The organism is Rhodococcus koreensis, assembly GCF_900105905.1.
GTDB lineage: Bacteria > Actinomycetota > Actinomycetes > Mycobacteriales > Mycobacteriaceae > Rhodococcus_F > Rhodococcus_F koreensis.
This window is the reverse complement of the sequence record NZ_FNSV01000005.1, coordinates 7349304-7373076: the sequence shown is the minus strand read 5'-3', so window position 1 is coordinate 7373076 and position 23773 is coordinate 7349304. Positions and strand designations below refer to the sequence as shown.

General features: G+C 68.5%; 18 protein-coding genes. 12 read left to right on the top strand and 6 right to left on the bottom strand.

Going from position 1 to position 23773, the window contains the following annotated elements; translation table 11 throughout:
- Positions 1 to 34: 34 nt before the first annotated feature.
- Entirely contained in the window at positions 35 to 2497 is a 2463-nt protein-coding gene (locus tag BLV94_RS38125; RefSeq protein WP_074933914.1) for a GcvT family protein, read from the top strand.
- Between the two features lie 144 nt (positions 2498 to 2641).
- Entirely contained in the window at positions 2642 to 3490 is an 849-nt protein-coding gene (gene purU / locus BLV94_RS38120) for a formyltetrahydrofolate deformylase (protein WP_072951716.1), read from the top strand.
- A 14-nt stretch (positions 3491 to 3504) separates the two neighbouring features.
- Here purU and BLV94_RS38115 read toward each other — a convergent pair whose 3' ends face one another.
- Complete coding sequence (locus BLV94_RS38115; RefSeq protein WP_072951717.1) at positions 3505 to 4176, bottom strand: GntR family transcriptional regulator; 672 nt, start codon at positions 4174 to 4176, stop codon at positions 3505 to 3507.
- Between the two features lie 113 nt (positions 4177 to 4289).
- On the opposite strand from BLV94_RS38115, the gene glyA reads away from it, so the two are divergent.
- The 10 genes from glyA (at position 4290) to BLV94_RS38065 (ending at position 14939) form a co-directional block, all read left to right on the top strand.
- Positions 4290 to 5612 carry a serine hydroxymethyltransferase gene (glyA, locus tag BLV94_RS38110; protein WP_072951718.1) on the top strand — a complete coding sequence of 441 codons (1323 nt, stop codon included), beginning with the start codon at positions 4290 to 4292 and terminating at the stop codon, positions 5610 to 5612.
- Positions 5612 to 6868, top strand: coding sequence for a sarcosine oxidase subunit beta family protein (locus tag BLV94_RS38105; protein WP_074933912.1), 1257 nt, complete (start codon positions 5612 to 5614; stop codon positions 6866 to 6868). Before glyA ends, BLV94_RS38105 begins: the two co-directional genes overlap by 1 nt.
- A 30-nt stretch (positions 6869 to 6898) precedes the next feature.
- Positions 6899 to 7177 (top strand): sarcosine oxidase subunit delta, encoded by a 279-nt coding sequence (locus BLV94_RS38100; RefSeq protein ID WP_074933911.1) that lies wholly within the window; start codon positions 6899 to 6901, stop codon positions 7175 to 7177.
- Positions 7174 to 10065, top strand: a complete 2892-nt coding sequence (locus BLV94_RS38095) for a 2Fe-2S iron-sulfur cluster-binding protein (protein ID WP_074933908.1) — start codon at positions 7174 to 7176, stop codon at positions 10063 to 10065. Before BLV94_RS38100 ends, BLV94_RS38095 begins: the two co-directional genes overlap by 4 nt.
- On the top strand, positions 10058 to 10651 hold the full coding sequence (locus BLV94_RS38090) for a sarcosine oxidase subunit gamma (RefSeq protein ID WP_072940378.1): 594 nt from the start codon (positions 10058 to 10060) through the stop codon (positions 10649 to 10651). The genes BLV94_RS38095 and BLV94_RS38090 overlap by 8 nt, the downstream gene beginning before the upstream one ends.
- Before the next feature lie 89 nt (positions 10652 to 10740).
- On the top strand, positions 10741 to 11637 hold the full coding sequence (folP, locus tag BLV94_RS38085; protein WP_083395799.1) for a dihydropteroate synthase: 897 nt from the start codon (positions 10741 to 10743) through the stop codon (positions 11635 to 11637).
- Positions 11634 to 12293 carry an aminotransferase class IV gene (locus BLV94_RS38080; RefSeq protein ID WP_072940375.1) on the top strand — a complete coding sequence of 220 codons (660 nt, stop codon included), beginning with the start codon at positions 11634 to 11636 and terminating at the stop codon, positions 12291 to 12293. Before folP ends, BLV94_RS38080 begins: the two co-directional genes overlap by 4 nt.
- A gap of 153 nt (positions 12294 to 12446) precedes the next feature.
- Positions 12447 to 12866 carry a glycine cleavage system protein H gene (locus BLV94_RS38075; RefSeq protein ID WP_072940372.1) on the top strand — a complete coding sequence of 140 codons (420 nt, stop codon included), beginning with the start codon at positions 12447 to 12449 and terminating at the stop codon, positions 12864 to 12866.
- Positions 12863 to 14245, top strand: coding sequence for an L-serine ammonia-lyase (locus BLV94_RS38070; RefSeq protein WP_072940369.1), 1383 nt, complete (start codon positions 12863 to 12865; stop codon positions 14243 to 14245). Before BLV94_RS38075 ends, BLV94_RS38070 begins: the two co-directional genes overlap by 4 nt.
- Position 14246: 1 nt before the next feature.
- Positions 14247 to 14939: a hypothetical protein gene (locus BLV94_RS38065; protein ID WP_072940365.1), complete on the top strand. Its 693-nt coding sequence runs from the start codon at positions 14247 to 14249 to the stop codon at positions 14937 to 14939.
- Here BLV94_RS38065 and BLV94_RS38060 read toward each other — a convergent pair.
- The 5 genes from BLV94_RS38060 to BLV94_RS38040 all read right to left on the bottom strand — a co-directional run bounded on the left by BLV94_RS38060 (position 14908) and on the right by BLV94_RS38040 (position 23708).
- Positions 14908 to 18333: a serine/threonine-protein kinase gene (locus BLV94_RS38060; protein WP_072940363.1), complete on the bottom strand. Its 3426-nt coding sequence runs from the start codon at positions 18331 to 18333 to the stop codon at positions 14908 to 14910. The two genes, BLV94_RS38065 and BLV94_RS38060, sit on opposite strands and share 32 nt — an antisense overlap.
- A 66-nt stretch (positions 18334 to 18399) precedes the next feature.
- Positions 18400 to 19212, bottom strand: coding sequence for an IclR family transcriptional regulator (locus BLV94_RS38055; protein ID WP_072940360.1), 813 nt, complete (start codon positions 19210 to 19212; stop codon positions 18400 to 18402).
- 74 nt (positions 19213 to 19286) lie between these two features.
- Complete coding sequence (locus BLV94_RS38050; protein WP_072940359.1) at positions 19287 to 20507, bottom strand: M24 family metallopeptidase; 1221 nt, start codon at positions 20505 to 20507, stop codon at positions 19287 to 19289.
- Between the two features lie 64 nt (positions 20508 to 20571).
- Positions 20572 to 21906 (bottom strand): MFS transporter, encoded by a 1335-nt coding sequence (locus tag BLV94_RS38045; RefSeq protein WP_072940358.1) that lies wholly within the window; start codon positions 21904 to 21906, stop codon positions 20572 to 20574.
- 296 nt (positions 21907 to 22202) lie between these two features.
- Complete coding sequence (locus tag BLV94_RS38040; protein WP_072940357.1) at positions 22203 to 23708, bottom strand: PucR family transcriptional regulator; 1506 nt, start codon at positions 23706 to 23708, stop codon at positions 22203 to 22205.
- Positions 23709 to 23773 lie beyond the last annotated feature (65 nt).

The window sequence follows — 23773 nt, the reverse complement described above, 5'->3', positions numbered from 1 at the left end:
TTCCCGCAGCACCCACCCAATCAGGAGAACCGTCATGACTTCACCGCGCGTCGTGATCATCGGAGCCGGCATCGTCGGTGCGAACCTGGCCGACGAGCTCACCGCTCGTGGCTGGGACAAGATCACCGTCCTCGACCAGGGGCCGCTGCCACTGACCGGCGGCTCCACCTCCCACGCGCCGGGGCTGGTGTTCCAGACGAACGCCTCGAAGACGATGACCGAACTCGCCCGCTACACCGTCGAGAAGTTCCTCAGCCTCGACGTCGACGGCCAGTGGTGCTTCAACCAGCTCGGCGGCCTCGAGATCGCCACCACCGAGGAACGGTTGGCGGACCTGCACCGCAAGCAGGGCTGGGCCACCTCCTGGGGCATCGACGGCAGCGTCCTCGACCCGGCCGAGTGCGCGAAGCTGCACCCCCTCCTCGACCAGAAGCGGGTCCTCGGCGGCCTCTACGTGGAAACCGACGGCCTCGCCAAGGCCGCCCGCGTCGTCGTCGCCCTGGCCCGCCGCGCCGAGGCCCGCGGTGCCGTGTTCCAGGGTTCGACGAAGGTGATCGGCATCGAGCACGCCGGCGGCAAGGTCACCGGCGTCACCACCAACCACGGCGTGATCCCCGCCGACATCGTCGTCTCCTGCGCCGGATTCTGGGGCCCCGAACTCGGCGAACTCGTCGGCATGGACGTCCCCCTCCTGCCGCTGGCGCACCAGTACGCCACCACCGACCAGATCCCCGAACTCGTCGGCCGCAACACCACCCTCGCCGAGGCCGGCTTCCCGATCCTGCGGCACCAGGACCAGGACCTCTACTTCCGCGAGCACGTCGACCGCCTCGGCATCGGCAGCTACGCGCACCGCCCGATGCCGGTGAACACCCGCGAGTTGACCGACAGCGCCGACATCTCCGACTCCGCCATGCCCTCGATGCTGGCGTTCACCGAAGAGGACTTCGCACCGTCGTGGGAGCAGTCCAAGCTGCTGCTGCCCTGCCTCGAGACCGCGAAGATCGAGCACGGCTTCAACGGGGTGTTCTCCTTCACCCCCGACGGCGGCCCGCTGATCGGCGAATCCCCCGACATCACCGGATTCTGGATCGCCGAGGCCGTGTGGGTCACCCACTCCGCCGGCGTCGCCCGCGCCGTCGCGCAACTGCTCGTCGACGGCCGCTCCGAGGTCGAACTGCACGGCTGCGACGTGCACCGGTTCGAGGACATCCAACTCGACCCCGACTACGTCAGCGAAACCTCCCAGCAGAACTTCGTCGAAATCTACGACGTCATGCACCCCCTGCAACCGAAGCAATCCCCCCGTGGCATCCGGGTCAGCCCGTTCCACGCCCGCCAGAGCGAACTCGGCGCCGTCTTCCTCGAGGGCGCCGGCTGGGAACGCCCGCACTGGTACGAGGCCAACGCGCACCTGCTCGACCAGCTTCCTGCCCAGTGGCAGCCGCCGGCCCGCGAACCGTGGGCCGCGATGTTCCACTCCCCCATCGCCGCCGCCGAGGCCTGGAAGACCCGCACGTCGGTGGCGATGTACGACATGACCCCCCTCAAACGGCTCGAGGTCTCCGGGCCCGGCGCCCTGGCCCTGCTCGAACCGCTGACCACCGGCAAGATGGACAAAACCGTCGGCGCGGTCACCTACACCCTCGCCCTCGACACCGCCGGCGGCATCCGCAGCGACCTCACCGTCGCCCGCCTGGCCGACACCGTCTTCCAGATCGGCGCCAACAGCAACCTCGACCTCGACTACCTGCGCCGCCACGCCCCCACCGACGGCACCGTCCAGATCCGCGACATCACCGGTGGCACCTGCTGCATCGGCCTGTGGGGGCCCCGCGCCCGCGACCTGGTCCAGGCCATCAGCCGCGACGACTTCTCCAACGAGAACTTCAAATACTTCCGCTCCAAGCAGGTCCGGATCGGCGGCATCCCGGTCACCGCGATGCGCCTGTCCTACGTCGGCGAACTCGGCTGGGAGCTCTACACCACCGCCGACAACGGCCAACGCCTCTGGGACGTGCTCTGGGCGGAGGGACAGCAGTACGAGATCATCGCCGCCGGCCGGGCCGCGTTCAACAGCCTCCGGATGGAGAAGGGCTACCGCTCCTGGGGCACCGACATGACCACCGAACACAACCCCTACGAGGCCGGACTCGGGTTCGCCGTCCGCCCCCAGAAGGGCGACTTCGTCGGCCGCGACGCACTCGACGGTGTGTCCGACGACACCGTCACGCGGCGCCTCGCCTGCCTGATGATCGACGACCGCACCTCGGTGGTGCTGGGCCACGAACCCGTCTACCTCGACGGCCAACCCGCCGGCTACGTCACCAGCGCCGCCTACGGCCACACCGTCGGCGCCCCCATCGCCTACGCCTGGCTACCCGCCACCGCCGGCACCGGCAGCACCGTCGAGATCGACTACTTCGGCACCCGCATCCCCGCCACCATCGTCGCCGAACCCCTCGTCGACCCCGAAATGAAAAAAATCCGAGCATAAACCACACCGGCGCCGGGTCCGCCGCCTCGCTCAGCCAGGTGGTGGCCCCGGCCCCTTGACCCGCTTCTCCACTCTGCAATAGCATTCTTGATATATCAGTTCTATAGAACTGACACCTCAACGGTTCCGCTTCGAGGAGACCCCATGCCCCAGACCTTCACCCTGACGCTCAGCTGCGCCCAGCGTCCCGGGATCGTGCACGCCATCAGCTCCTTCCTCTTCGAGCAGAACTGCGACATCGCCGAACATCAGCAGTTCGACGACACCCGCAGCGACGCCTTCTTCCTCCGCACGTCGTTCGTGTCGGCGGGCGACGTCGACATCGAGCACCTGACCGCCCAATTCGCCGACGTGGCCGCGAAGTTCGGCATGACGTTCACATTCAACGGCAGCGATCTGCCCCGCGTCATCGTGATGGTGTCGAAGATGGGCCACTGCCTCAACGACCTCATCTTCCGTTGGCGGGCAGGCAATCTCGGCGCCGAACTCGTCGCCGTCGTCTCCAACCACGAGGTGCTGCGGCCGATGGCCGAGGCCGCCGGCCTGCCGTTCGTTCACGTTCCCGTCACCCCCACGACCAAGCCGGAGGCGGAAGCCGAACTGCTGTCGCTCGTCGACCGGTACGACGCCGACCTCGTGGTGCTGGCCCGCTACATGCAGGTGCTGTCGGACGACGCATGCCGGGCGCTCCGCGGGCGCGCGATCAACATCCACCACTCGTTCCTGCCCGGTTTCAAGGGCGCCAAGCCCTACCACCAGGCGTTCGATCGCGGCGTCAAGCAGGTGGGCGCGACGGCCCACTACGTGACACCCGACCTCGACGAAGGGCCCATCATCGAGCAGGAAGTCATCCGCATCGACCACACCTTCGACCCGGTGCGACTCGCCACCGTCGGGCAGGACGCCGAAGCCCTCGCACTCTCCCGGGCCGTGCGCTGGCACTGCGAGAACCGCGTCCTGCTTCACGGACACCGGACGGTCGTCTTCAGTTGAGGCGGCTTCGCCGCCTACAGCAGTTTGCGGATGGCCTGCTCGAAACCGGCGACATGCGCGAGGGTGAGCGCGGACGCGGTGTCCTCGTCGCCGTCGACGATGGCTTGCAGCAAGGCAGCATGCTCGCGGACGTGGCTGGCGACGTCGGGGAGTCGGTCGAGGAACAGGCACCAGATGCGGGTGGCGTGGGCGTCGAGGCTGACGAGGATGTCCTCGAGGTGCGGGTTGCCCGAGGCTCGGTAGATCTCGCGGTGCACGTGCACGTCCTTGCGCAGCACCTCGCGGGGGTCCTCGGTGTCGGAGATCTCGGCGATGTCGGCGGCGAGCGCGGCGAGTCGGGCCCGGGCGTCCTGGGTCGCGGAGCGCGCGGCGCGGGCGGCGGCGGTCGGTTCGAGTCGTTTGCGGATCTCGGAGATGTCGGCGAGGTCGGTCATGTCGACGGCGGTGGCGAAGGTGCCGCGGCGGGGGTAGGCGACGACGAGGCGTTCGCGTTCGAGGCGCTTGAGGGCCTCGCGCACCGGGGTGCGGCCGAAACCGAGTTCCTCGGCGAGGCGGTCGTCGTTGATCGGCTCACCCGGCCGGATATCGAGCATGACCAGGCGTTCGCGGATGATCTCGTACGCGCGTTCAGCGTTGGTGCCGCCGTTCGATGCCGTGTCCGCGACCGAGGAATGCGCCAGGCTCATGTTTCGTCTCCCTGATTTTCCGGAGCTATTGACCTTTATCCGATCCTGACCTTACTCTACTTTCCAGTTGATATATTAGTTCGAAGTCAACTGACCTTCTAGAAAGGCGAACCATGACTGTGGACACCGCAAACCTCACCGAGGCGGCAGCAAACCCGACGTTGACTCGGCGGTTGGTGGATCTCGATCCGGCCGTGCATGCGGCGATCGGGGCCGAGTTGGCGCGGCAGCAGGGCACCCTGGAGATGATCGCCAGTGAGAATTTCGCGCCGCTCGCGGTGATGCAGGCGCAGGGGTCGGTGCTGACCAACAAGTACGCCGAGGGCTACCCGGGCCGCCGCTATTACGGGGGGTGCGAGCACGTCGACGTCATCGAGCAGTTGGCGATCGACCGGTTGAAGTCGCTGTTCGGTGCGGGGTTCGCGAACGTGCAACCGCATTCGGGGGCGCAGGCCAACGCCGCGGCGATGGCGGCGCTGCTGACCCCCGGTGATTCCATCCTCGGGTTGGATCTCGCGCACGGCGGTCACCTCACGCACGGGATGAAGCTGAACTTCTCCGGCAAGCTCTACGACGTCGCCGCGTACCACGTCCGCGAGGACGACCACCTCGTCGACATGGACGAGGTCGAACGCCTGGCCCGCGAGCACCGCCCGAAACTGATCATGGCCGGCTGGTCCGCGTACCCCCGCCAACTCGACTTCCCCCGGTTCCGGGCCATCGCCGACGAGGTCGGCGCCTACCTGATGGTCGACATGGCGCACTTCGCCGGCCTGGTCGCCGCCGGACTGCACCCCTCCCCCGTCCCGCACGCGCACGTGGTCACCTCCACCACCCACAAGACGTTGGGCGGGCCCCGCGGCGGCGTCATCCTCACCAACGACGCGGCGCTGGCGAAGAAGTTCAACTCCTCGGTCTTCCCCGGACAGCAGGGCGGCCCGCTCGAGCACGTGATCGCCGGCAAGGCCGTCGCGTTCAAGCTCGCCGCCGAACCCGAATTCGCCGAACGCCAGCAGCGCACCCTGACCGGCGCGAAGATCCTCGCCGACCGCCTCCTGCAAACCGATTCGCGGGCCGCCGGCATCAACGTCGTCTCCGGCGGCACCGACGTGCACCTGGTGCTGGTGGACCTGCGCGAATCCGAACTCGACGGCAAGCAGGCCGAGGACCGGCTGCACCGGGTGGGGATCACCGTCAACCGCAACGCCGTCCCGTTCGACCCCCGCCCGCCGATGATCTCCTCCGGGGTGCGGATCGGCACCCCCGCCCTGGCCACCCGCGGTTTCGACGAGGCCGCGTTCACCGAGGTCGCCGACATCATCAGCCACGCCCTGCGCCCGGCCACCGACGACACCGGCCTCGACGACCTGCGCACCCGGGTCGACGCCCTCGCCGCCGCGTTCCCGCTCTACCCCGACCTCACGGAGACGAACTGATGACGACCCTGAGCTCCGGCACTGCAGCGACCCCGCCGCCCGGTGCGCACCTGCCCGACCACCCGGACTTTCTGTGGCGTAACCCGGAACCGAAGAAGTCCTACGACATCGTGATCGTCGGCGGCGGCGGCCACGGCCTCGCGACCGCCCACTACCTCGCCAAGAACCACGGCATCACCAACGTCGCCGTGCTGGAGAAGGGGTGGCTCGCGGGCGGCAACATGGCCCGCAACACCACCCTGATCCGGTCGAACTATTTGTGGGACGAGAGCACCCGCATCTACGAACACGCCCTGAAACTGTGGGAGGGCCTCGAGGAGGACCTGGACTACCCGATCCTGTTCAGCCAGCGCGGCGTCCTCAACCTCGCCCACAGCCTCCAGGATGTCCGCGACAGCGTCCGCCGGGTCGAGGCCAACAAACTCAACGGCATCGACGCCGAATGGGTCGGACCCGACGAGGTCAAAAAACTCTGCCCGCTGGTCAACATCTCCGCCGACATCCGCTACCCCGTCCTCGGCGCCACCTACCAACCCCGCGCCGGGATCGCCAAGCACGACTACGTGGCCTGGGGGTTCGCCCGCCGCGCCGACCAGGCCGGCATCGACATCATCCAGAACTGTGAGGTCACCGGCTTCGTCACCGACGGCAACAAGGTGACCGGGGTCCGCACCACCCGCGGCGACATCGCCACCGGGCAGGTCGCGCTCTGTGCGGCCGGGCACACCTCCACCCTCACCGACATGCTCGGCATCGCCACCCCCCTGCAATCGCACCCGCTGCAGGCTTTGGTGTCCGAACTCCTCGAGCCGGTGCACCCGACGATCGTGATGTCCAACGCCATCCACGTCTACGTCTCCCAGGCCCACAAGGGCGAACTGGTGATGGGCGCCGGCGTCGACTCCTACAACGGCTACGGCCAACGCGGCGCCTTCCACATCATCGAACGCCAGATGGCCGCCGCCGTCGAATTGTTCCCCGTCTTCGCCCGCGCGCATCTGCTGCGCACCTGGGGCGGCATCGTCGACACCTGCCCCGACGCCTCCCCGATCGTCGGCCGCACCCCCTACGACAACGTCTACCTCAACGGCGGGTGGGGCACCGGCGGCTTCAAGGCCACCCCCGGGCTCGGCTGGTGCCTGGCCGACACCCTCGCGAACGACGAACCGCACGACTACATCGCCCCGTTCAGCCTCGACCGGTTCGTCACCGGCGCCCTCGTCGACGAGCACGGCGCCGCCGCCGTCGCCCACTAACCCACCCCCGCACACCAACCAGGAGTCAGCATGCAGTTGATCGAATGCCCGTGGTGCGGGCCGCGTGAGGAAACCGAGTTCCACTACGGCGGCCAGGCCCACGTCGACTACCCCGAAGACCCGGCCGCGTTGACCGACGAGCAGTGGGCGCAGTTCGTGTTCTTCCGCGCCAACCCGAAAGGCCTGTTCGCCGAACGGTGGTCCCATGCCGCCGGTTGCCGGCGCTGGTTCAACGCCGTCCGCGACACCGCCACCTACCGATTCCACAGCGTCTACCGCGTGGCCGAGCAGAAGCCGACGATATCGTGAACGCACCCTTCCGCACCCGCCAGGGCGGTCGCCTCGACCGCACCACCACCCACACCTTCACCTTCGACGGCCAAGAGTTGACCGGCCACCCCGGTGACACCCTCGGCTCCGCGCTGCTCGCGAACGGCGTCCACCAGGTCACCACCAGCATCAAACTCGGCCGCCCCCGCGGCATCACCGCCGCCTGGGCCGAGGACACCGGCGGCCTCGTGCAGATCGAGGAACCCTTCCCCGAGCCGATGCTGCTCGCCACCACCATCGAGTTGTTCGACGGCCTCGTCGCCCGCGGCATCCCCGGCCAGGGCCGGCTCGCGACCATCCCGGACTCGGCGAAATACGACGCCACCCACCACCACACCGACCTGCTGATCGCCGGCGCCGGCCCGGCCGGGCTCGCCGCCGCCCTCACCGCCGCCCGCGCCGGCGCCCGGGTGGTGCTGCTCGACGAGCAGAGCGAAGCCGGCGGCGACCTCCTCGGCTCCACGGATCTGATCGACGGCGCCCCCGCCCTGGACTGGGCCACCGCCGCCGTCGCCGAACTCGCCACCTACCCGGACGTGCTGCACCTGCAGCGCACCACCGCGTTCGGCCACTACGACGACGGCTTCGTCCTCGCCCTGCAGCGCCGCACCGACCACCTCGGTGGCCAGGCCCCGGCCGCGGTCAGCCGGCAGCGGGTGTGGCGGATCCGGGCCCGGCACATCCTCGTCGCCGCCGGCGCCCACGAGCGCCCCGTCGTGTTCACCGACAACGACCGCCCCGGCATCATGCTCGCCCACGGCGCCCGCACCTTCCTGCACCGCTACGGCGTCACCGTCGGCGCCCAGGCCGTCGTGTTCACCACCAACGACAGCGCCTACCAGGCGGCGATCGACCTGCACGACGCCGGGGTCCGCATCAACGCGGTCGTCGAGGCCCGCGACACCGCCCCCACCCGCTGGCAGCATGAATGCGACACGCGGGGCATCCCGGTCCGCACCGGATCCGTCGTGTCCGGCACCCGCGGCAACGGCCGGGTCAGCCACGCCCTCGTCACCTCCCGCGACGACACCACCGGCACCCCGATCCCGCTCGCGTGTGACGCCCTGCTCGTCAGCGGCGGCTGGAACCCGGCCGTGCACCTGTTCTCCCAGGCCCGCGGCACACTGAAGTACGACGACACCCTGGGTGCGTTCGTGCCCGGCGAGACCCTCGACGGCGTCACCGTCGCCGGCTCCGCCAACGGCATTCTCGACCTCCCCGGCTGCCTGCACGACGGCGAGAACGCGGGTCAGTCGATCATGCGCGACCTCGGCTTCACCGTTCCGGATCGGACAATCGACCCCGCCCCCGGCGCGGACACCGACACCGACACCGCTGATGCCGACCATGCGGGTGGCCTGCCGCCGCTGGTCCTGTGGCGGGTCCCCGACCCCGCGGGGCAGGACACCCAGTTCGTCGACGTCCAACGCGACGCCACGGTCGCCGACCTCGCCCGCGCCGTCGGCGCCGGCATGACGTCGATGGAACACATCAAGCGCTACACCACCATCGGCACCGCCCACGACCAGGGCAAAACGTCCGGGGTGATCTCCTCCGGCATCACCGCCGAACTCCTGCACCGCCCGATCGAAACCCTCGGCACCACCACCTTCCGGCCCCCCTACACCCCGGTCCCGTTCGCCGCCCTCGCCGGCCGCGCCCGCGGCACCCTCTTCGACCCCGAACGGGTCACCGCCCTACACGACTGGCACCTCGGCCGCGGCGCGGTATTCGAGGACGTCGGCCAATGGAAACGCCCCCGCTACTACCCGCACCCCGGCGAGGACATGGACACCGCGGTGCTCCGCGAATGCGCCGCCGTCCGCGCCGGCGTCGGCATCCTCGACGGCTCCACCCTCGGCAAGATCGACGTCCAGGGACCCGACGCCGGGGTGCTGCTCGACATGCTCTACACCAACATGATGAGCACCCTCAAGGTCGGCATGGTCCGCTACGGACTCATGTGCGGCGTCGACGGCATGGTCATCGACGACGGCACCATCATGCGCCTGGCCGAGGACCGCTACCAGGTGTTCACCACCACCGGCGGCGCCGCGAAAATCCTCGACTGGATGGAGGAATGGCTCCAAACCGAATGGCCGCACCTGCAGGTCCGGCTCACCTCCGTCACCGAACACTGGGCCACCTTCCCCGTCGTCGGACCGCGCTCCCGCGACGTGATCGGGGAGGTCTTCGGCGACCTCGACGTCACCAACGACGCGTTCCCGTTCATGGCCTGGCGGGACACCACCCTCGCCGGCGTGCACGTGCGCATCGCCCGGGTCAGCTTCTCCGGCGAGCTCGCCTACGAGGTCAACGTCGGCGGCTGGCACGCCCCCGCCATCTGGGCCCGCCTCATCGCCGCCGGCGACAAACACCACATCACCCCCTACGGCACCGAAACCATGCACGTCCTGCGCGCCGAAAAGGGCTACCCGATCATCGGGCAGGACACCGACGGCACCGTCACCCCCCAGGACCTCGGCATGAGCTGGGCGGTGTCGAAGAAGAAGGCCGACTTCATCGGCAAACGCTCCTTCACCCGGCAGGAAAACCAGAACCCGCTGCGCAAACAGTTCGTCGGCCTGCTACCCCTCGACCAACACACCGTCCTCCCCGAGGGCGCGCAGATCATCGAACACCGCCCCGACGGCACCCTGCCACCGCCGCCCGTCCCGATGCTCGGGCACGTCACCTCCAGCTATATGAGCGCCGAACTCGGCCGCCCGTTCGGCCTCGCCCTCGTCAAGGGCGGCCACACCCGAATCGGCGACACCCTGCACGTCCCCGTCGACGGAAACCTCGTCGCCGTGCAGGTCACCGGCACCGTCCTCGTCGACCCCGAAGGAGCACGCCGCGATGGCTGACACCCTCACCCCGCTGAGCCCCCTGCACAGCTGGAACCACACCTTCGCGCACCTGCCCGACACGGTGCGCATCACCGAGGAACCGTTCGTCACCATGATCGACCTGTGGGTGGACCCCACCGGACCCGGTGCCGCCGCCGCCGCCGCCGTCCTCGGCGTCGACCTGCCCACCAACCCCTCGACCCGGATCGAGGGCGATGCGGCGACCGCGATCTGGCTCGGCCCGGACGAATTCCTCATCACCACCCACACCCAGTCCCCCGAAGACCTCGAAACCCAACTCCGCACCGCCGTCACCCCACACGGCGGCGCCGCCATCGACGTCTCCGCCCAACGCACCACCCTCCGGCTCACCGGAGCGCACGCCCGCGACATCCTCGCCACCGGCTGCTCGATCGACCTGCACCCCACCGTGTTCCGACCCGGAACCGCCGTGCAGACCATGCTCGGACTCGCCGGCGTCGTCCTCACCGCACTCGACGACACCGGCACCGACTACCGCATCCTGGTACGGGCCTCGTTCGCCCGCTACCTCGCGGCGTGGCTGATCGACGCCGCCGAAGAATACGGAACCCGCCCCGAATAAACGCGGCAACGAAGGCAATCCTCGGCCCCGGGGGACGACATGGCGCCGTCCCCCGGGGCCGATTTCCACCCACAAGGAGGTGCACCCCGATGCCGTCCCCCACTCTCACCGCCACCGGCCCCCACCGGCTGCTCGCCGCCCTCACCCGCCACACCCCCCTGGTCTGCGGCATCGTCAACGTCACCCCCGACTCCTTCTCCGACGGCGGCCGTTACACCGACCACCACCACGCCATCGACCACGCACTGTCACTCGTCGCCGAGGGCGCCGACCTCCTCGACATCGGAGGCGAATCCACCCGCCCCGGATCCACCCCACCACCGGTCGCCGACGAAATCGCCCGCGTCATCCCCGTCATCGAGGCACTCGCCCGGCACACCACGGTCCCCATCTCCGTCGACACCTCCCGCCCCGAGGTGATGCGCGCCGCCGTCGCCGCCGGCGCCACCCTCATCAACGACGTCCGCGCCCTCCAGCTCCCCGGCGCCCTGCACACCGCCGCCGACCTGCAGGTCCCGGTCTGCCTCATGCACATGCTCGGCGACCCCACCACCATGCAGCACGCACCCCGATACCGGAACGTCGTACACGAGGTCCGACGCTTCCTCCTCACCCGGATCGAGGCGTGTCTGACCGCCGGCATCCCGTCCGAGCACATCCTGCTCGACCCGGGCTTCGGATTCGGCAAAACCCTCACCCACAACCTTCAACTACTCAGCGAACTCCGGCAGATCACCGAGATCGGCCTCCCCGTCATGGCCGGACTCTCCCGCAAAGGCATGCTCGGCGCCATCACCGGCCGCGACGTCGACCACCGCCAGGCCGCATCCGTCGCCGCAGCCCTCATCGCCGCCCAGAACGGCGCCGCCATCCTCCGCGTCCACGACGTCGCGGAGACGGTCGACGCCGTCGCGGTGCTCCGCGCACTCGTATATCGTGGTCCCGCCACCTCCAGTCACGCGCCGAATCGAGACTCCGCCCTGTGAACACTTCCGTGTCCGCCGCAGTGGGGCTCACGACGATCGACACAGCTGAGGTTCAGCTGATGGAGACGATGTATCACGATCCCCGCACGGGCTTGCGGCATCTCGACCGTCACCTGTCGCGTCTGGCCCGTTCCGCGGCGGTCCTCGGGTACGAGTTCGAGGAACGAGAGGTCCGGCGCCACCTCGCGCACCAGCTGTCGTGCGCCGGAGCGGCCCGGGTCCGGGTGCGCCTGCACCGCGACGGCGGCGTGGACGTCGACGTCTTCGCTCCCCCGGTCGCGCCTGCCTGTGTATCCCTCGTCCTCGACGACGAGCCCGTCGATTCCCTCGACATCCTCCTCGGGCACAAGACGACGTTGCGGGAGCGGTACGACCGCAGGCGTCACCGCAATCCCGATGCCGACGACGTCGTGCTGGTCAACGAACTCGGGCATGTCACCGAGACCACGATCGCGAACCTCGCCGCCCGGATCGACGGCGTCTGGTGGACGCCGCCGTTGTCGTCGGGATGTCTGCCGGGTGTCGAGCGGTCGTGGCAGCTGGACCGCGGGTTGATGCACGAGCACATGCTGACGCCGAGCGACCTCCGGGGTGCCGATGCCCTCGTCGTGATGAGTTCTCTCAAAGGTGTGCTGCCCGCGACGCTCCGGCCGTAGCCGCCACATTTCCCAACGTTTTCCCGATCCCCTCTTGACCCATGTCGCATACTGACCTACCGTTATTGCACTGACTGATATATCAATTTCGAATCTGTTGGATCGCAGGCGAGTGGTCCGCGACCGCAAGGCCCGACTGTCAAAGGAAAAGGCATGAGAGCTCGTAAGATTCCCTCGGACCGACGGTATACGGCCACACACAGCTGGGTGGCGCTGACGCCGGGTGCGAACTTTTCCGATTTCCCCTTGCGCGCAGGCGTCACCGACCGCGCACTCGACGACATCGACGTGGTCGGAGTGGACCTGCCTGCCGTGCGAAGCACTGTCGACGCGGGTTCCCCCTGCGCTGTGATCTGGTCGTCGGCGCGGACGGCCATCACCGTGTACGCCCCGATCGGCGGTCTGATCACGATGACGAACCGCGACGCCACCGCTGATCCGGCGCTCGTCGCCGAAGATCCGTTCCACGCCGGATGGTTGTTCGCCATCCTGCCGGTGCCGTCGTCGTCCACGTACGGCCTCCTGACCCCCGCGCAGTACGCGACCGAACTCAACGAGACGGTGACCCTGTGACCATCAGCGTGTTCGACCTGTTCTCCGTCGGTGTCGGCCCCTCGAGTTCCCATACCGTCGGACCCATGCGCGCGGCCGCGCGTTTCGTGTCCGACCTTCACACGCTCGGCGCGTTCGAGGACGTCACCGGCGTCCGCGTCGACCTGTACGGCTCGCTCGCCGCGACCGGCGCCGGCCACGGGACGATGTCCGCAGTCCTGCTCGGCCTCGAGGGGTATCGGCCCGAGACGATCGAAACCGAGGAGATGGAGCAGCGACTCGAGGCGATGCGGACCACGCGGCGCATCGCGCTCGGCGGTTCGCACCACATCGCGCTGGCCGAGGACGAGATCGTGCTTCATCCGCTGACGATCCTGCCGTTCCACCCGAACGGGATGACGGTGACGGCCTATGCGGCCGGGAACGTGGAAATCCATCGGGAGACGTACTTCTCGATCGGTGGCGGGTTCGTGGTCACCGAAGCCGAGAGCACGGAACACCGGCCGACGCCGGCGAGCGGGTCGTCGTTCGGGTCCGCGAAGGAACTCCTCGACATCTGCGCGCGGCACGGATGCCGCGTCAGCCAGGTCATGCTCGAGTTCGAAAGCGAAACCCGCGCGGCCGCGGAGATCCGCGACCGGCTGCTCCACATCCGCGACGTCATGGTCGAGTGCGAGCGACGCGGCATCTCCCGCGACGGACTCCTTCCCGGTGCGCTGCGCGTCCGGCGGCGCGCCCGTGACTGGTATCTCCGGCTCGATCAGGAAGACCCCCATCGTGATCCCGCGTTCGCGGAGGACTGGGTCAACCTCGTCGCGCTCGCGGTCAACGAGGAGAACGCCTCGGGTGGGCGCATCGTCACCGCCCCCACCAACGGCGCCGCGGGCATCATCCCCGCCGTCCTGCACTACGCCGTCCACTACACGCCCGCCGGCCGGGCCGACCCCGACGAGACCGCGGTCCGGTTCCTCCTCGCGGCCGGCGCGGTCGGATCCCTGTACAAGGAGCGGGCGTCGATCTCGGGCGCCGAAGTCGGCTGCCAGGGCGAGGTGGGCTCGGCGGCGTCGATGGCCGCCGCAGGACTGGCCGAGATCCTCGGCGGCACACCGGAACAGGTGGAGAACGCCGCGGAGATCGCCATGGAACACAGCCTCGGCCTCACCTGCGACCCCATCGAAGGCCTCGTCCAGATTCCGTGCATCGAACGGAACGCGATCTCGGCAGGCAAGGCCATCAACGCCGCCCGGATGGCCCTGCGCGGCGACGGGACCCACCGCGTAAGCCTGGACCAGGTGATCGAGACGATGCGCTCGACCGGCGCTGACATGCTGTCGAAGTACAAGGAGACGTCCACCGGCGGTCTCGCCGTCAACGTCCCCGTCAGCTACGTCGAGTGCTGACATGATCACAGACGAACTTCGACTTCTCCCGGCCCGCGCCGCTCATTTCATCCGGCAGCACCCGGTTCCGGCGCGCGGCGCGTACGCGCCGGAAACCCGACTGTCGGTGCTCGACATTCTCGTGCATTGCGCGCCGGTGCGCGGCGACGCGTTCGTGGCATTCCAGTTACTGAGCCGAAGCGCCCTGCCGGACTCGTACCTTCTCCGCCTCGATGTGCTGGACGACGCGCTGTCCGCCCTCGACTCGTTAACCGTGACCGAGGACGAATGCGAACAGGCCTTCGGTCCGAACTGGGAGGACGTCGTGCGGCACGCCGTCGATGCGGCAGCACTCGTCGACGAACAGTTCGGAGCACTGACGCGGACGAGCAGCGCCGTCGACGGCCGCCGGCGGCTCGGCGCCTGGATCTGCGCACGAGACGCGGCGTCGGAAGCCGGCCGGATCAGGTCCTGGTACCGCGCCCAGGACGCCGCGTGGGAACGCCACTACATGGACGGGGTGACCCTGCGCGAGGACGAGCGGATGCGTGCCGATCTCGCGACCGCCGTGCGCGACGCGGCGGCTGCGCACGCGGTGTCGGATCTCGTCGGAACACACGATTTCACCAGGGCACACTACGAAACCCTGCTGGAACCGTGGCGCCTCTGTTCGCCGGAGGGCGCTAGTGGACTGCCGCGAGCACTGCATCGGTGAACGTCCGCGGCAGGCCCTGATGACCGCTCTCCCGCAGCGCCGACAGCGCTGCGACGACGTTCGGGCCGCCGTCGGGTAGGAATCGGATCAGTTCGTGCCGAGCGCACTCCACTGCCGCGGGAAGAAGCGTCGCCTGCGCTTCGTCACGACGTCCGGCCGCCCACAGGCACGACACCAGCAACCGGATCGCCTGCAGCCCGGCCCGGCGCCGCCCGGTGCCGTCGAGTTGCCGCACCCAGTCGTTCGCCCACTCGCACGCCCGATCCGCGGCCGCCGAATCGCCCTGCGCCTCGAGCAACATGATGGCCGCCTCTTCCTCGAGCTGCGCCGTCGCCAGGTCGAGCCCGTCCGTCGGGGTACGCCGGGTCTCGCGCGTGACGGGCACGAACCCGGGCGCCAGGGGCAGCCCGATCCGCACCCGCTCGTTGTCGACGGCGGCCCGCAGACGAGGCAGGGAGAACGTCTCGGCGGTCCGAACCCCCTCGTCGAGCTGTCGTGCCGCGGCGCCGGGATCGCCACGCAACGCCAAGATCCGCGCCCTGAGGCAGTAGTGCCGGATCATGAAATCCGCTGCGCCACCGAGCGCGGCGGGGTCGAACGTCTCATTGAGCAACTGGTCCGCTTCGTCGATCCGGCCCTGCTCGTAGTGGACTTCGGCGAGAAGCGTGCGCGTGAGCCGCGCATGCTGCGACTGCGTGTTCTCCGCCTCCCGGACCAGCCGGCACGCCTTGCGATACAGCTCCATGGCACCGCCGACGTCGAGCTGTTCGAACTTCGCGAGCCCGGCAAAACAGTACCCGTACGCGACGGAGTACGGCCCCGTGTTCTGCCGGTGGTACGGGGCCGCCCAGCTCTGCCTGCGGTACGCGTCCTCGAACCGGAATTCACACGTGTCCACGAACGTCTCGATGAGAGCGGCCATCGACACCACGAAGGGGTGATACTCCGTGGGACGGGCGAGGCACTCGGCGACGAGCTCGCGCACACCCTCGATGCGGTCGGCGGTCGCCTCGATGTCGGCCTGCAGGACATCCGCTTCCACCCGGAGCTGGGCGGCGCTCTCGGACATCTCCCCGGCGTCGATCTGCTCGAGTGCGCGGGTTCGGGCGGCCTGCGCGAGTTCGAGTCGCTGGAGTTCGCAGTTCGCCCATCCGATGGTGAGCTGCAGCCGCGGGCTGGCGGCCACCAGGTCGGCGGGCAGTTTCCCGATCAGGCCGAGCAGCGTCGACATCTGCGACCGATCGAGGAGGTAGAGGTCGTCCTCCTCGAGCAGTTCCACCGCTCGCTGCGGTTCACCGGCCGCGAGGATGTGGTCGACGGCCTCGCCCAGCAGGTGCCGCTCCCGGAACCAGTCGTACGCCCGGCGGTGCAGATCGGTGATGCGCCCGGGGTGATCCCGCTCGAGGCGCTGATGAAGGATCTGGGCGAACAGGTGATGGTAGCGATACCACTGACGGTCGTCCCCCGTCCTGCCGAGGAACAGATCGCGTGCGGCGACCTGCTCGAGTCTCGCCTGCCCGTCCCGCACACCGCCCAGCGCCGACGCCAGGTCGCCGCACACCTTGTCGGGGACCGAGGTGGTGAGCATGAAGTCGAGCATGTCCGGCTCGAGGGCGTCGAGCACGTTCTCGGCGAGATACTCACCGATGGCGTCGGTCCCCGTCCGCAGCTGTTCGATCAGGTTCTCCGGACTCCCGGCTTCGCGCAACGACAGTGAGGCCAGCTGCAGTGCCGCGATCCAGCCGTCGGTCGATTCCCGGAGTTGCTCGATCTCGGTGTCCTTCAGCGGAACCTGCACCCGGTCCGCCAGGAAGTTCTGTGATTCACCGAAGTCGAAACACAGGTCTTCGGAGGCTATTTCGTTGAGTTCGTCGAGCACCCGCATCCGGCTCAGGGGCAGCCCCGACCTGTTCCTGCTCGCGACGACGATCTTCAGGTGGTGACAGCCGTTGTCGAGCAGGAACGTCATCGCCTCGATCGGCCCGGAGTCGGAGATGCGATGCCAGTCGTCGATCACGACTACGAGCGCCTCCGCGCTGTCGTGAAGCCGGTTGATCAGCGACGTGAGGACGAACCGTTCGACCGCGTCCCCGTGCTCTTCCAGGGATTGCCCCAGGTCGGTGACGACGTCCGGGCGGACCCGCCGGATCGCCTCGACCAGATGGGAGAGGAACCACACCACGTTGTTGTCGTCCCGGTCCACGGTCAGCCACGCGACCGCGGTCCCGGCCTCGACCAGGTCGTCGCGCCACTGGGCGACGAGACTGCTCTTGCCGAACCCGGCAGGCGCGTGGACGAGTGTCAGCCTGCGGTCCCGTCCCGCGCGCAAAGCGGCGAGCAGCCGGCGGCGAGGCACGAGCTGCCGGGTAGTCGTGGGTGGGCGGAACTTCGTCACCGGCGCGGGCGGGGTCGGCGGCGTCCGCACGTTGTATGGGAGCCCGGGGCGCCGGGACGGGGTGGACTCGCCCGCATGATCGTGCGGCTGCTCGGGCGCCCGCTGAATCGGGATGTACATGTCGTCGACGGCCACACCGTTGCGACGCTCGACGGCGCGGAGCTCGTTGCCGAAGTCGGCGGCACCGCCCGGCCTGTCCTCGACCGCGCGGGCCATGGCATGTTCGACTGCGCTGCACACGTCGTCGGGGATTCCGGCGTCCCGCAGGTCGGGGACCGCCTGCGTGGAGATCCGCAGGAACTGACCGACGACCTGTTCACCGCTGCGGCGCTCGTACGCGGCATGACCGGTCAGCGCGCAGAACAGCGTGGACCCGAGGCTGTAGACGTCCGACTCGACCGTCGGCGGCCTGCCTTCGAGTACCTCGGGCGCAGTGAACGCCGGGGAGCCGGTGATGGACCCTGCCGTCGTCTCGAATCCACCCGAGACGCGGGCGATACCGAAGTCGGTCAACTGCGGTTCGTCGTATTCGGTGAGCAGGATGTTCGCCGGTTTGACGTCGCGGTGCAGCATCCCACCGCGGTGCGCGGTCTCGAGGGCGCCGGAGATCTTGATCCCGAGCCGCAGCACCTCCTGCCACCCGAGAGGGCCCGAACGACGGATCTGCGCGTCGAGGGAACCGAACGAGTGGTACGGCATGACGAGAAACGGGCGACCGCTCCGGGTGACCCCGACCTGGTAGACCGCGACGATGTTCGGGTGCCCGGACGTCCGGCCCATCGCCCGTTGCTCCCGCACGAACCTCGTCACGTTGTCGGGATCGAGGTTCGACGTCAGGACTTTGACGGCGACCGTGCGCTCGAGATCTTCCTGCAGGCAGCGATACACGACCCCGAACCCGCCGCGGCCGATTTCCACGGCATCGTCGAACCCTGCCGCTGCCAGCTCGGACGTGATCTCCGGCTGACGCTGGGTTGCCCACGGATCGTCGTTCGCCATCGGCCTGCACCACCTCCGACACGCTCCACCCAGGATAGTCCGCGGGGACACCCGGAGATCGGGTCGTCAGTCGCGCGTCGCGGCAGGTGCACCGAGCCGCGCGGACACCGTGCGGGCCGACTCGGCGACGGTGCGGCCGAGCGAGTCGAGCATGGTGTGGGGAACCCGGAACCGGGGTGCGGACAGCATCACCGCGCCGACGAGGACGCCGCGGTGGTCGTGAACCGGCGCCGAGATGCCGACCTCCTCGATCGACGTCCGGCCGTCGTTGACGGCGTACCCGCGATCACGGATCTCGCCCAGTTCGTCGAGGTACTCGCTCACCGAGTCGGCGTCGTCCGGCCCCAGCAGCAGCCGCCGTTCGAACAGCCGCTCCACCTCGGCGCGCGGCATGTCGGACAGGAAGACCTGGATCGACGAACTCGCATACGTGTCGTATCGCGTGCCGACCGCGGCCGTGTGCTTGACCTGCTTGGGACTCGGAACCTGTTCGACGACGACGGATTCGTGGCCGTTCCACACCATCAGGGCACTCGTCTCCTCGGTCCGCCGCGTCAGGCCTTCGAGTTCGGGCAGCGCCACCCGCCGAACGTCGAGGTTCGCCAGCAACGGCCCGGCCAGGCCGATCACGCCGAGACCGAGCCGGTACCGCCCGGTCCCCTCCTCCCGTTCGACGTATCCCGCTTTCTCGAGGGTCGCGAGCATCCGGGACACACTGCTCTTGTGCAGATCGACCTTCCGCGCGATCTCGGTGACGCCGAGCACCGGTTCGGTGATCGAGAACGCCTCCAGAACGCGCAGCCCGTTGAGCAGAACCGACGGCGACGGCTTCGTGTCACCGTTCTGATCGCCGAGCTGATCGACGTCGTCCACACTCATGTCCGCTGCGCTCCTTCGACTCGGCTGGTACTTCTGCCGACCCTGCCACACCTGCGGCAGGGTCGGCGTACCGGTCAGACGCCGAGGATGTTGTGTTCGGGTCCGAACGGGAACCGGGTGATGTTCTCCGCGTCGTCCTCGCCGACGACCAGGATGTCGTGTTCGCGGTAGCCACCGGCACCAGGCATTCCCTCGGGAACCATGATCATCGGTTCCATCGACACGACCATGCCAGGTTCGAGGACGGTGTCGATGTCCTCGCGCAGCTCGAGGCCCGCCTCGCGCCCGTAGTAGTGCGAGAGCACGCCGAAGGAGTGCCCGTATCCGAACGTGCGGTTCGGCAGCAGACCCTCGGCCTCGTAGATCTCGTTCAGCTCGGCCGCGATGTCCTTGCAGACCGCGCCCGGCTTGATGAGCTCGAGGCCGCGGCGATGGACCTTGACGTTGACCTCCCACAGTCGCAGATGTTCCGCCGACGGCTCACCGTAGAACAGCGTGCGCTCGAGCGCCGTGTAGTAGCCGGCGATCATCGGAAAACAGTTCAGCGACAGGATGTCTCCGCGCTCGACGCGACGGCTGGTGGCCCAGTTGTGGGCACCGTCGGTGTTGACACCCGACTGGAACCACACCCACGTGTCGCGCAGTTCGGCGTGCGGGAAGGTGGCCGCGATCTCCCGGATCATCGCGTTCGACCCGGCAATCGCCACCTCGTACTCCGGGACGCCCTCCGTGACGGCGTCGCGGATCGCCTCGCCGCCGAGGTCGCCGATCCGGGCGCCGTGTTTGATCAGTTCGATCTCCTCGGGCGACTTCACCATGCGGTGCCGCATCGTGGCCTTGGCGACATCGGTGAACGTCATTCCCGGCAGGACCGCGGCGACGCGGGACCGCAGGTCTGGGGTGAGGTGGTCGTCCTCGACACCGAGCGTGCCGCGCGAGATACCCTGGTTCGCCAGCACCTGCTGCACTGCGTACTCGAAGTTGTCGCGTCGCCAGTCGGTGTAGACGACGTTCTCGCCGAACGTGCGCCGCCACGGCATGCCGGCGTCGATGTTGGCGGACACGGTGGTCGAGCTGTCCTGGGTGACGACGAGGGCGTAGGGGCGGCCGAACGCGGTGTAGAGGAAGTCGGAGTAGTAGTTGATGTTGTGGTAGCTGGTGAACAGCACGGCGCCGACCCCGTTGTCCGCCATGTGCTTACGCAGCGCGACGAGCCTGCGGTCCATTTCCACCGGGGAGAACGTGGGAACGACCTTCTCGCCGTTCGGGATGCTCTTGATGCGCTCCAAGTTCATGATGTTCCTTTCGAATTGCCGGCGGCATCGCGTGATGCCGCATTTCTGTGGGAGGTACGGGTGGTCAGACGTCGGCCAGGGGTCTACGGGAGGTTTCGCGGGCCATAAGCATCGAGCCCATGGCGACGAGGGCTGCGGCGACGAGGTACCAGGCGGGCGCCAGTGGGCTGCCGGTGATCTCGATCAGTAGGGTGGCGACGAACGGCGCGGTGCCGCCGAACAGGGCATTGGCGGTGTTGAAGCTGAAGGCGAACCCGCTGTAGCGGACCTGGGTGGGGAAGATCTCGGACAGGAAGGTCGGGAGGGTGCCGTCGTTCATGGTGAGGAACGCGCACAGCACGATCTGGATGACGACGACACCCACGATCCCGACGGCCCCGAGCACGCTGAACAACGGGACGGTGAACACGGCGAAGCAGATCGACGCGCCTATGAGAACTCGCTTGCGGCCGAATCGATCCGAGAGCGCACCCATCCCGAAGATGAAGACGATGTAGCAGGCGAGGGCGATCGACGCGGCGACGAACGAGGCCGTGTGCCCGACGTTCAACACCTCCGACAGGTAGGTCGGCATGTAGCTGAGAATCAGGTAGAAGCCGACCGCGTTGAGGCACGTGACCCCGAACGCGATGACGATCGCACGTCGATGATGGGTGAACAGGATCGACAGCGGCGCGTTGGCCTCCACTTTCTGTTCCATTTCCTGGAACTTCGGGGTGTCCTCGAGCTTCAACCGGATGTAACGGCCGATCAGACCCATCGGTGCCGCGAGCAGGAACGGCAGCCGCCAGCCCCACCCGTTGATCTGTTCCGTCGAGAGCACCGCGGTGAGCAGTGCCGCGATCAGCGATCCGAACAGCAGTCCGGCGGCCGTGGACGCGGGCACGACACTGGTGAAGAGGCCGCGCTTGCGGTCCGGGGCGTATTCGGCGAGGAACGCCGAGGCGCCCGCGTACTCGCCGGCGGCCGAGAATCCCTGCACCATGCGGACGAGTAGCAGCAGGACCGGCGCGACGTACCCGATCTGATCGAAGCCGGGGATCAGGCCGATGCAGAACGTCGACGCCGACATGATGAGGATCGACAGCGACAGCGCGGTGCGGCGGCCGATCTTGTCCCCGAAGTGACCCCAGACCAGGCCGCCGATCGGGCGGATGACGAACGAGATAGCGAAGACGGCGAACGTGGCCAGCAGGCCCGTCGTGGGCGCGGCCTCGGGGAAGAAGACCACCGCGATAACCGTTGCGAGGTAACCGTATACGGCGTAGTCGAACCATTCGACGAAGTTGCCGACGAAGCTCGCAGCGACGACGCGCCGGAGCACTCGGGGCGAGGGGTTCACCGCGCCGGCCTCGTCCGTTTGCTGCGCAGCTGAGGGGGAATTGAGGTTTTGGGCCATGCCCACTCCTTCTCGGGGCGTCGGCGCCTGCCGACTGCGACGAATGGCATTGTTGCTGTCAGTGCAACTGCAATTCGATTAGTGACGATATTGTGCGCACCATCACATGTCAACGGATCACGTCGCCATTGCAATCGAATCGGGGTTGCCGAGGATGAATCGGACCTGAAACCGCAGTAAACACGTCAAATCGGAGATCGAGCCACCTCCGTGCGCGATTCCCGGTGAAGTTCACGAGAATGCAACCCTGTTGCAACAGGCGATCCGCTGCGTGGGTTCCGCAACCCCGCAGACTGTCAGTTCGAGTCGACCACACCACCGAGGTAGAGGCGCGTCGCGAGGTGCAGGGCAGCGAGCCGCGGCGAACCCGTCGGATCCTCGCCGAGCAGCGCGAAGATCTGCTCGAGCCGCTGGTACAGCGTCTGGCGCTGCACGTGCAGCCGGGCCGCCGCCTCGGTCTTGTTGCACCCGCACTGCAGGTAGACGTCCAACGTGTCGATCAGGCGGCGACCACGTTCCACACCCACCACGAGCAGCGGCCCGAGAACTTCCCGGACGAACGCGGCCAGCAACGCAGGATCGTCGATCCGCCGGACCAGGCGTTCGAGAACGAGGTCCGCGGCGACCACCGCGGTGTCGGCGATGCCCAGATCGCCCGCGAGGTCGAGCACGAACCGCGCCTCCGCCAGCGTCCCGGGCAATCCGGTCAGACCGGTGACCACCGGCCCCACCGCCACCCGGGCCTGCTCCGCCCGGGACGTCGTGCGCAACGACGCGACCAGCGCAGCGCACGACCCGGACCGGTCGTCGGCCCGGACAACGACGATCGCGTGCAACTCGTCGCCGGCCACGGACGACACCGTTCCGGCCGAGTACCGATGCAGCGTCGCATCGACAGCGGCGAGAGCCACCGGACCGTCGACCGAACGGCCGACGACCCCGACGTACGACACCCCGTCGGCCAGCCCCGCCGCGCGGGCCGCCGCAACGAGACGCTCGGGCGCAGGATTCGGCTGGCCGGCGATCCGCAGCAACGCCTGCGCGGCACGGACCGCGGCCGACGGCGGAAAGGATCGCAGGAGCGAGATCGCCAGCGCTGCCGGCGCTCGCTCGACGATCGCCTCCGCGGTGACGTGATCGGCCGGGTCGTCCGGAGACACCACGAGCGTCGCGACGCCGACACCTTGAACCGCCACCGGTACCGAGAACAGCCCCGAATCTGCAGCGGGAGCGGCGATCTCGTTCCCGAGGGCCGCGATCACGTCGCCGGCCGCGTCGAGCAGGGTCACGTCGCCGGGCAGGAGTCGCGCGAGCACCGCAAGCAACTCGTCGGGACCGCCACCGCGCGCCAGTTCCTCCGACAACGCGTGCGCGACGGCGTCACCACGACGCAGTCGCTGCACCGATTCGTTGACCAGCAGGCCGTTGATCGCCTCGGCCACCTCGACGAACGGCACGACCCCCCGCAACTCCACCACCGGCAACCCCGCCGCCGACGCCTCCTCGATCAGTTCTGCGGGGATCCGCGGCAGTTGCGTCCCGGTCTCGATGGCCACTCCGGCGACGCGGCGAGCCGACAATTCACGCACGTACCGCCGCAATCGGTCCGGATCGGCGGACGCGAGCGCGAACCCTGCGGTCAGCAGCAGTTCGCCGCCGCGAAGAAGGTGCGCGATGTCGATGACTTCGCTCGAATGCACCCAGCGCACCGGTTGCGTCAGCAGCTGGGCGCCGACGCGAACGACGGGGCGTCCGGCAGCCAGGCTCGGGTGTGCGAGGACGTCGGCTAACGACAGCGGCATGACATTCCGTTCGTTGACAACCCGATTTTATTGGCAAAGTGTAAATGGTGTGATGTGGGTCACGC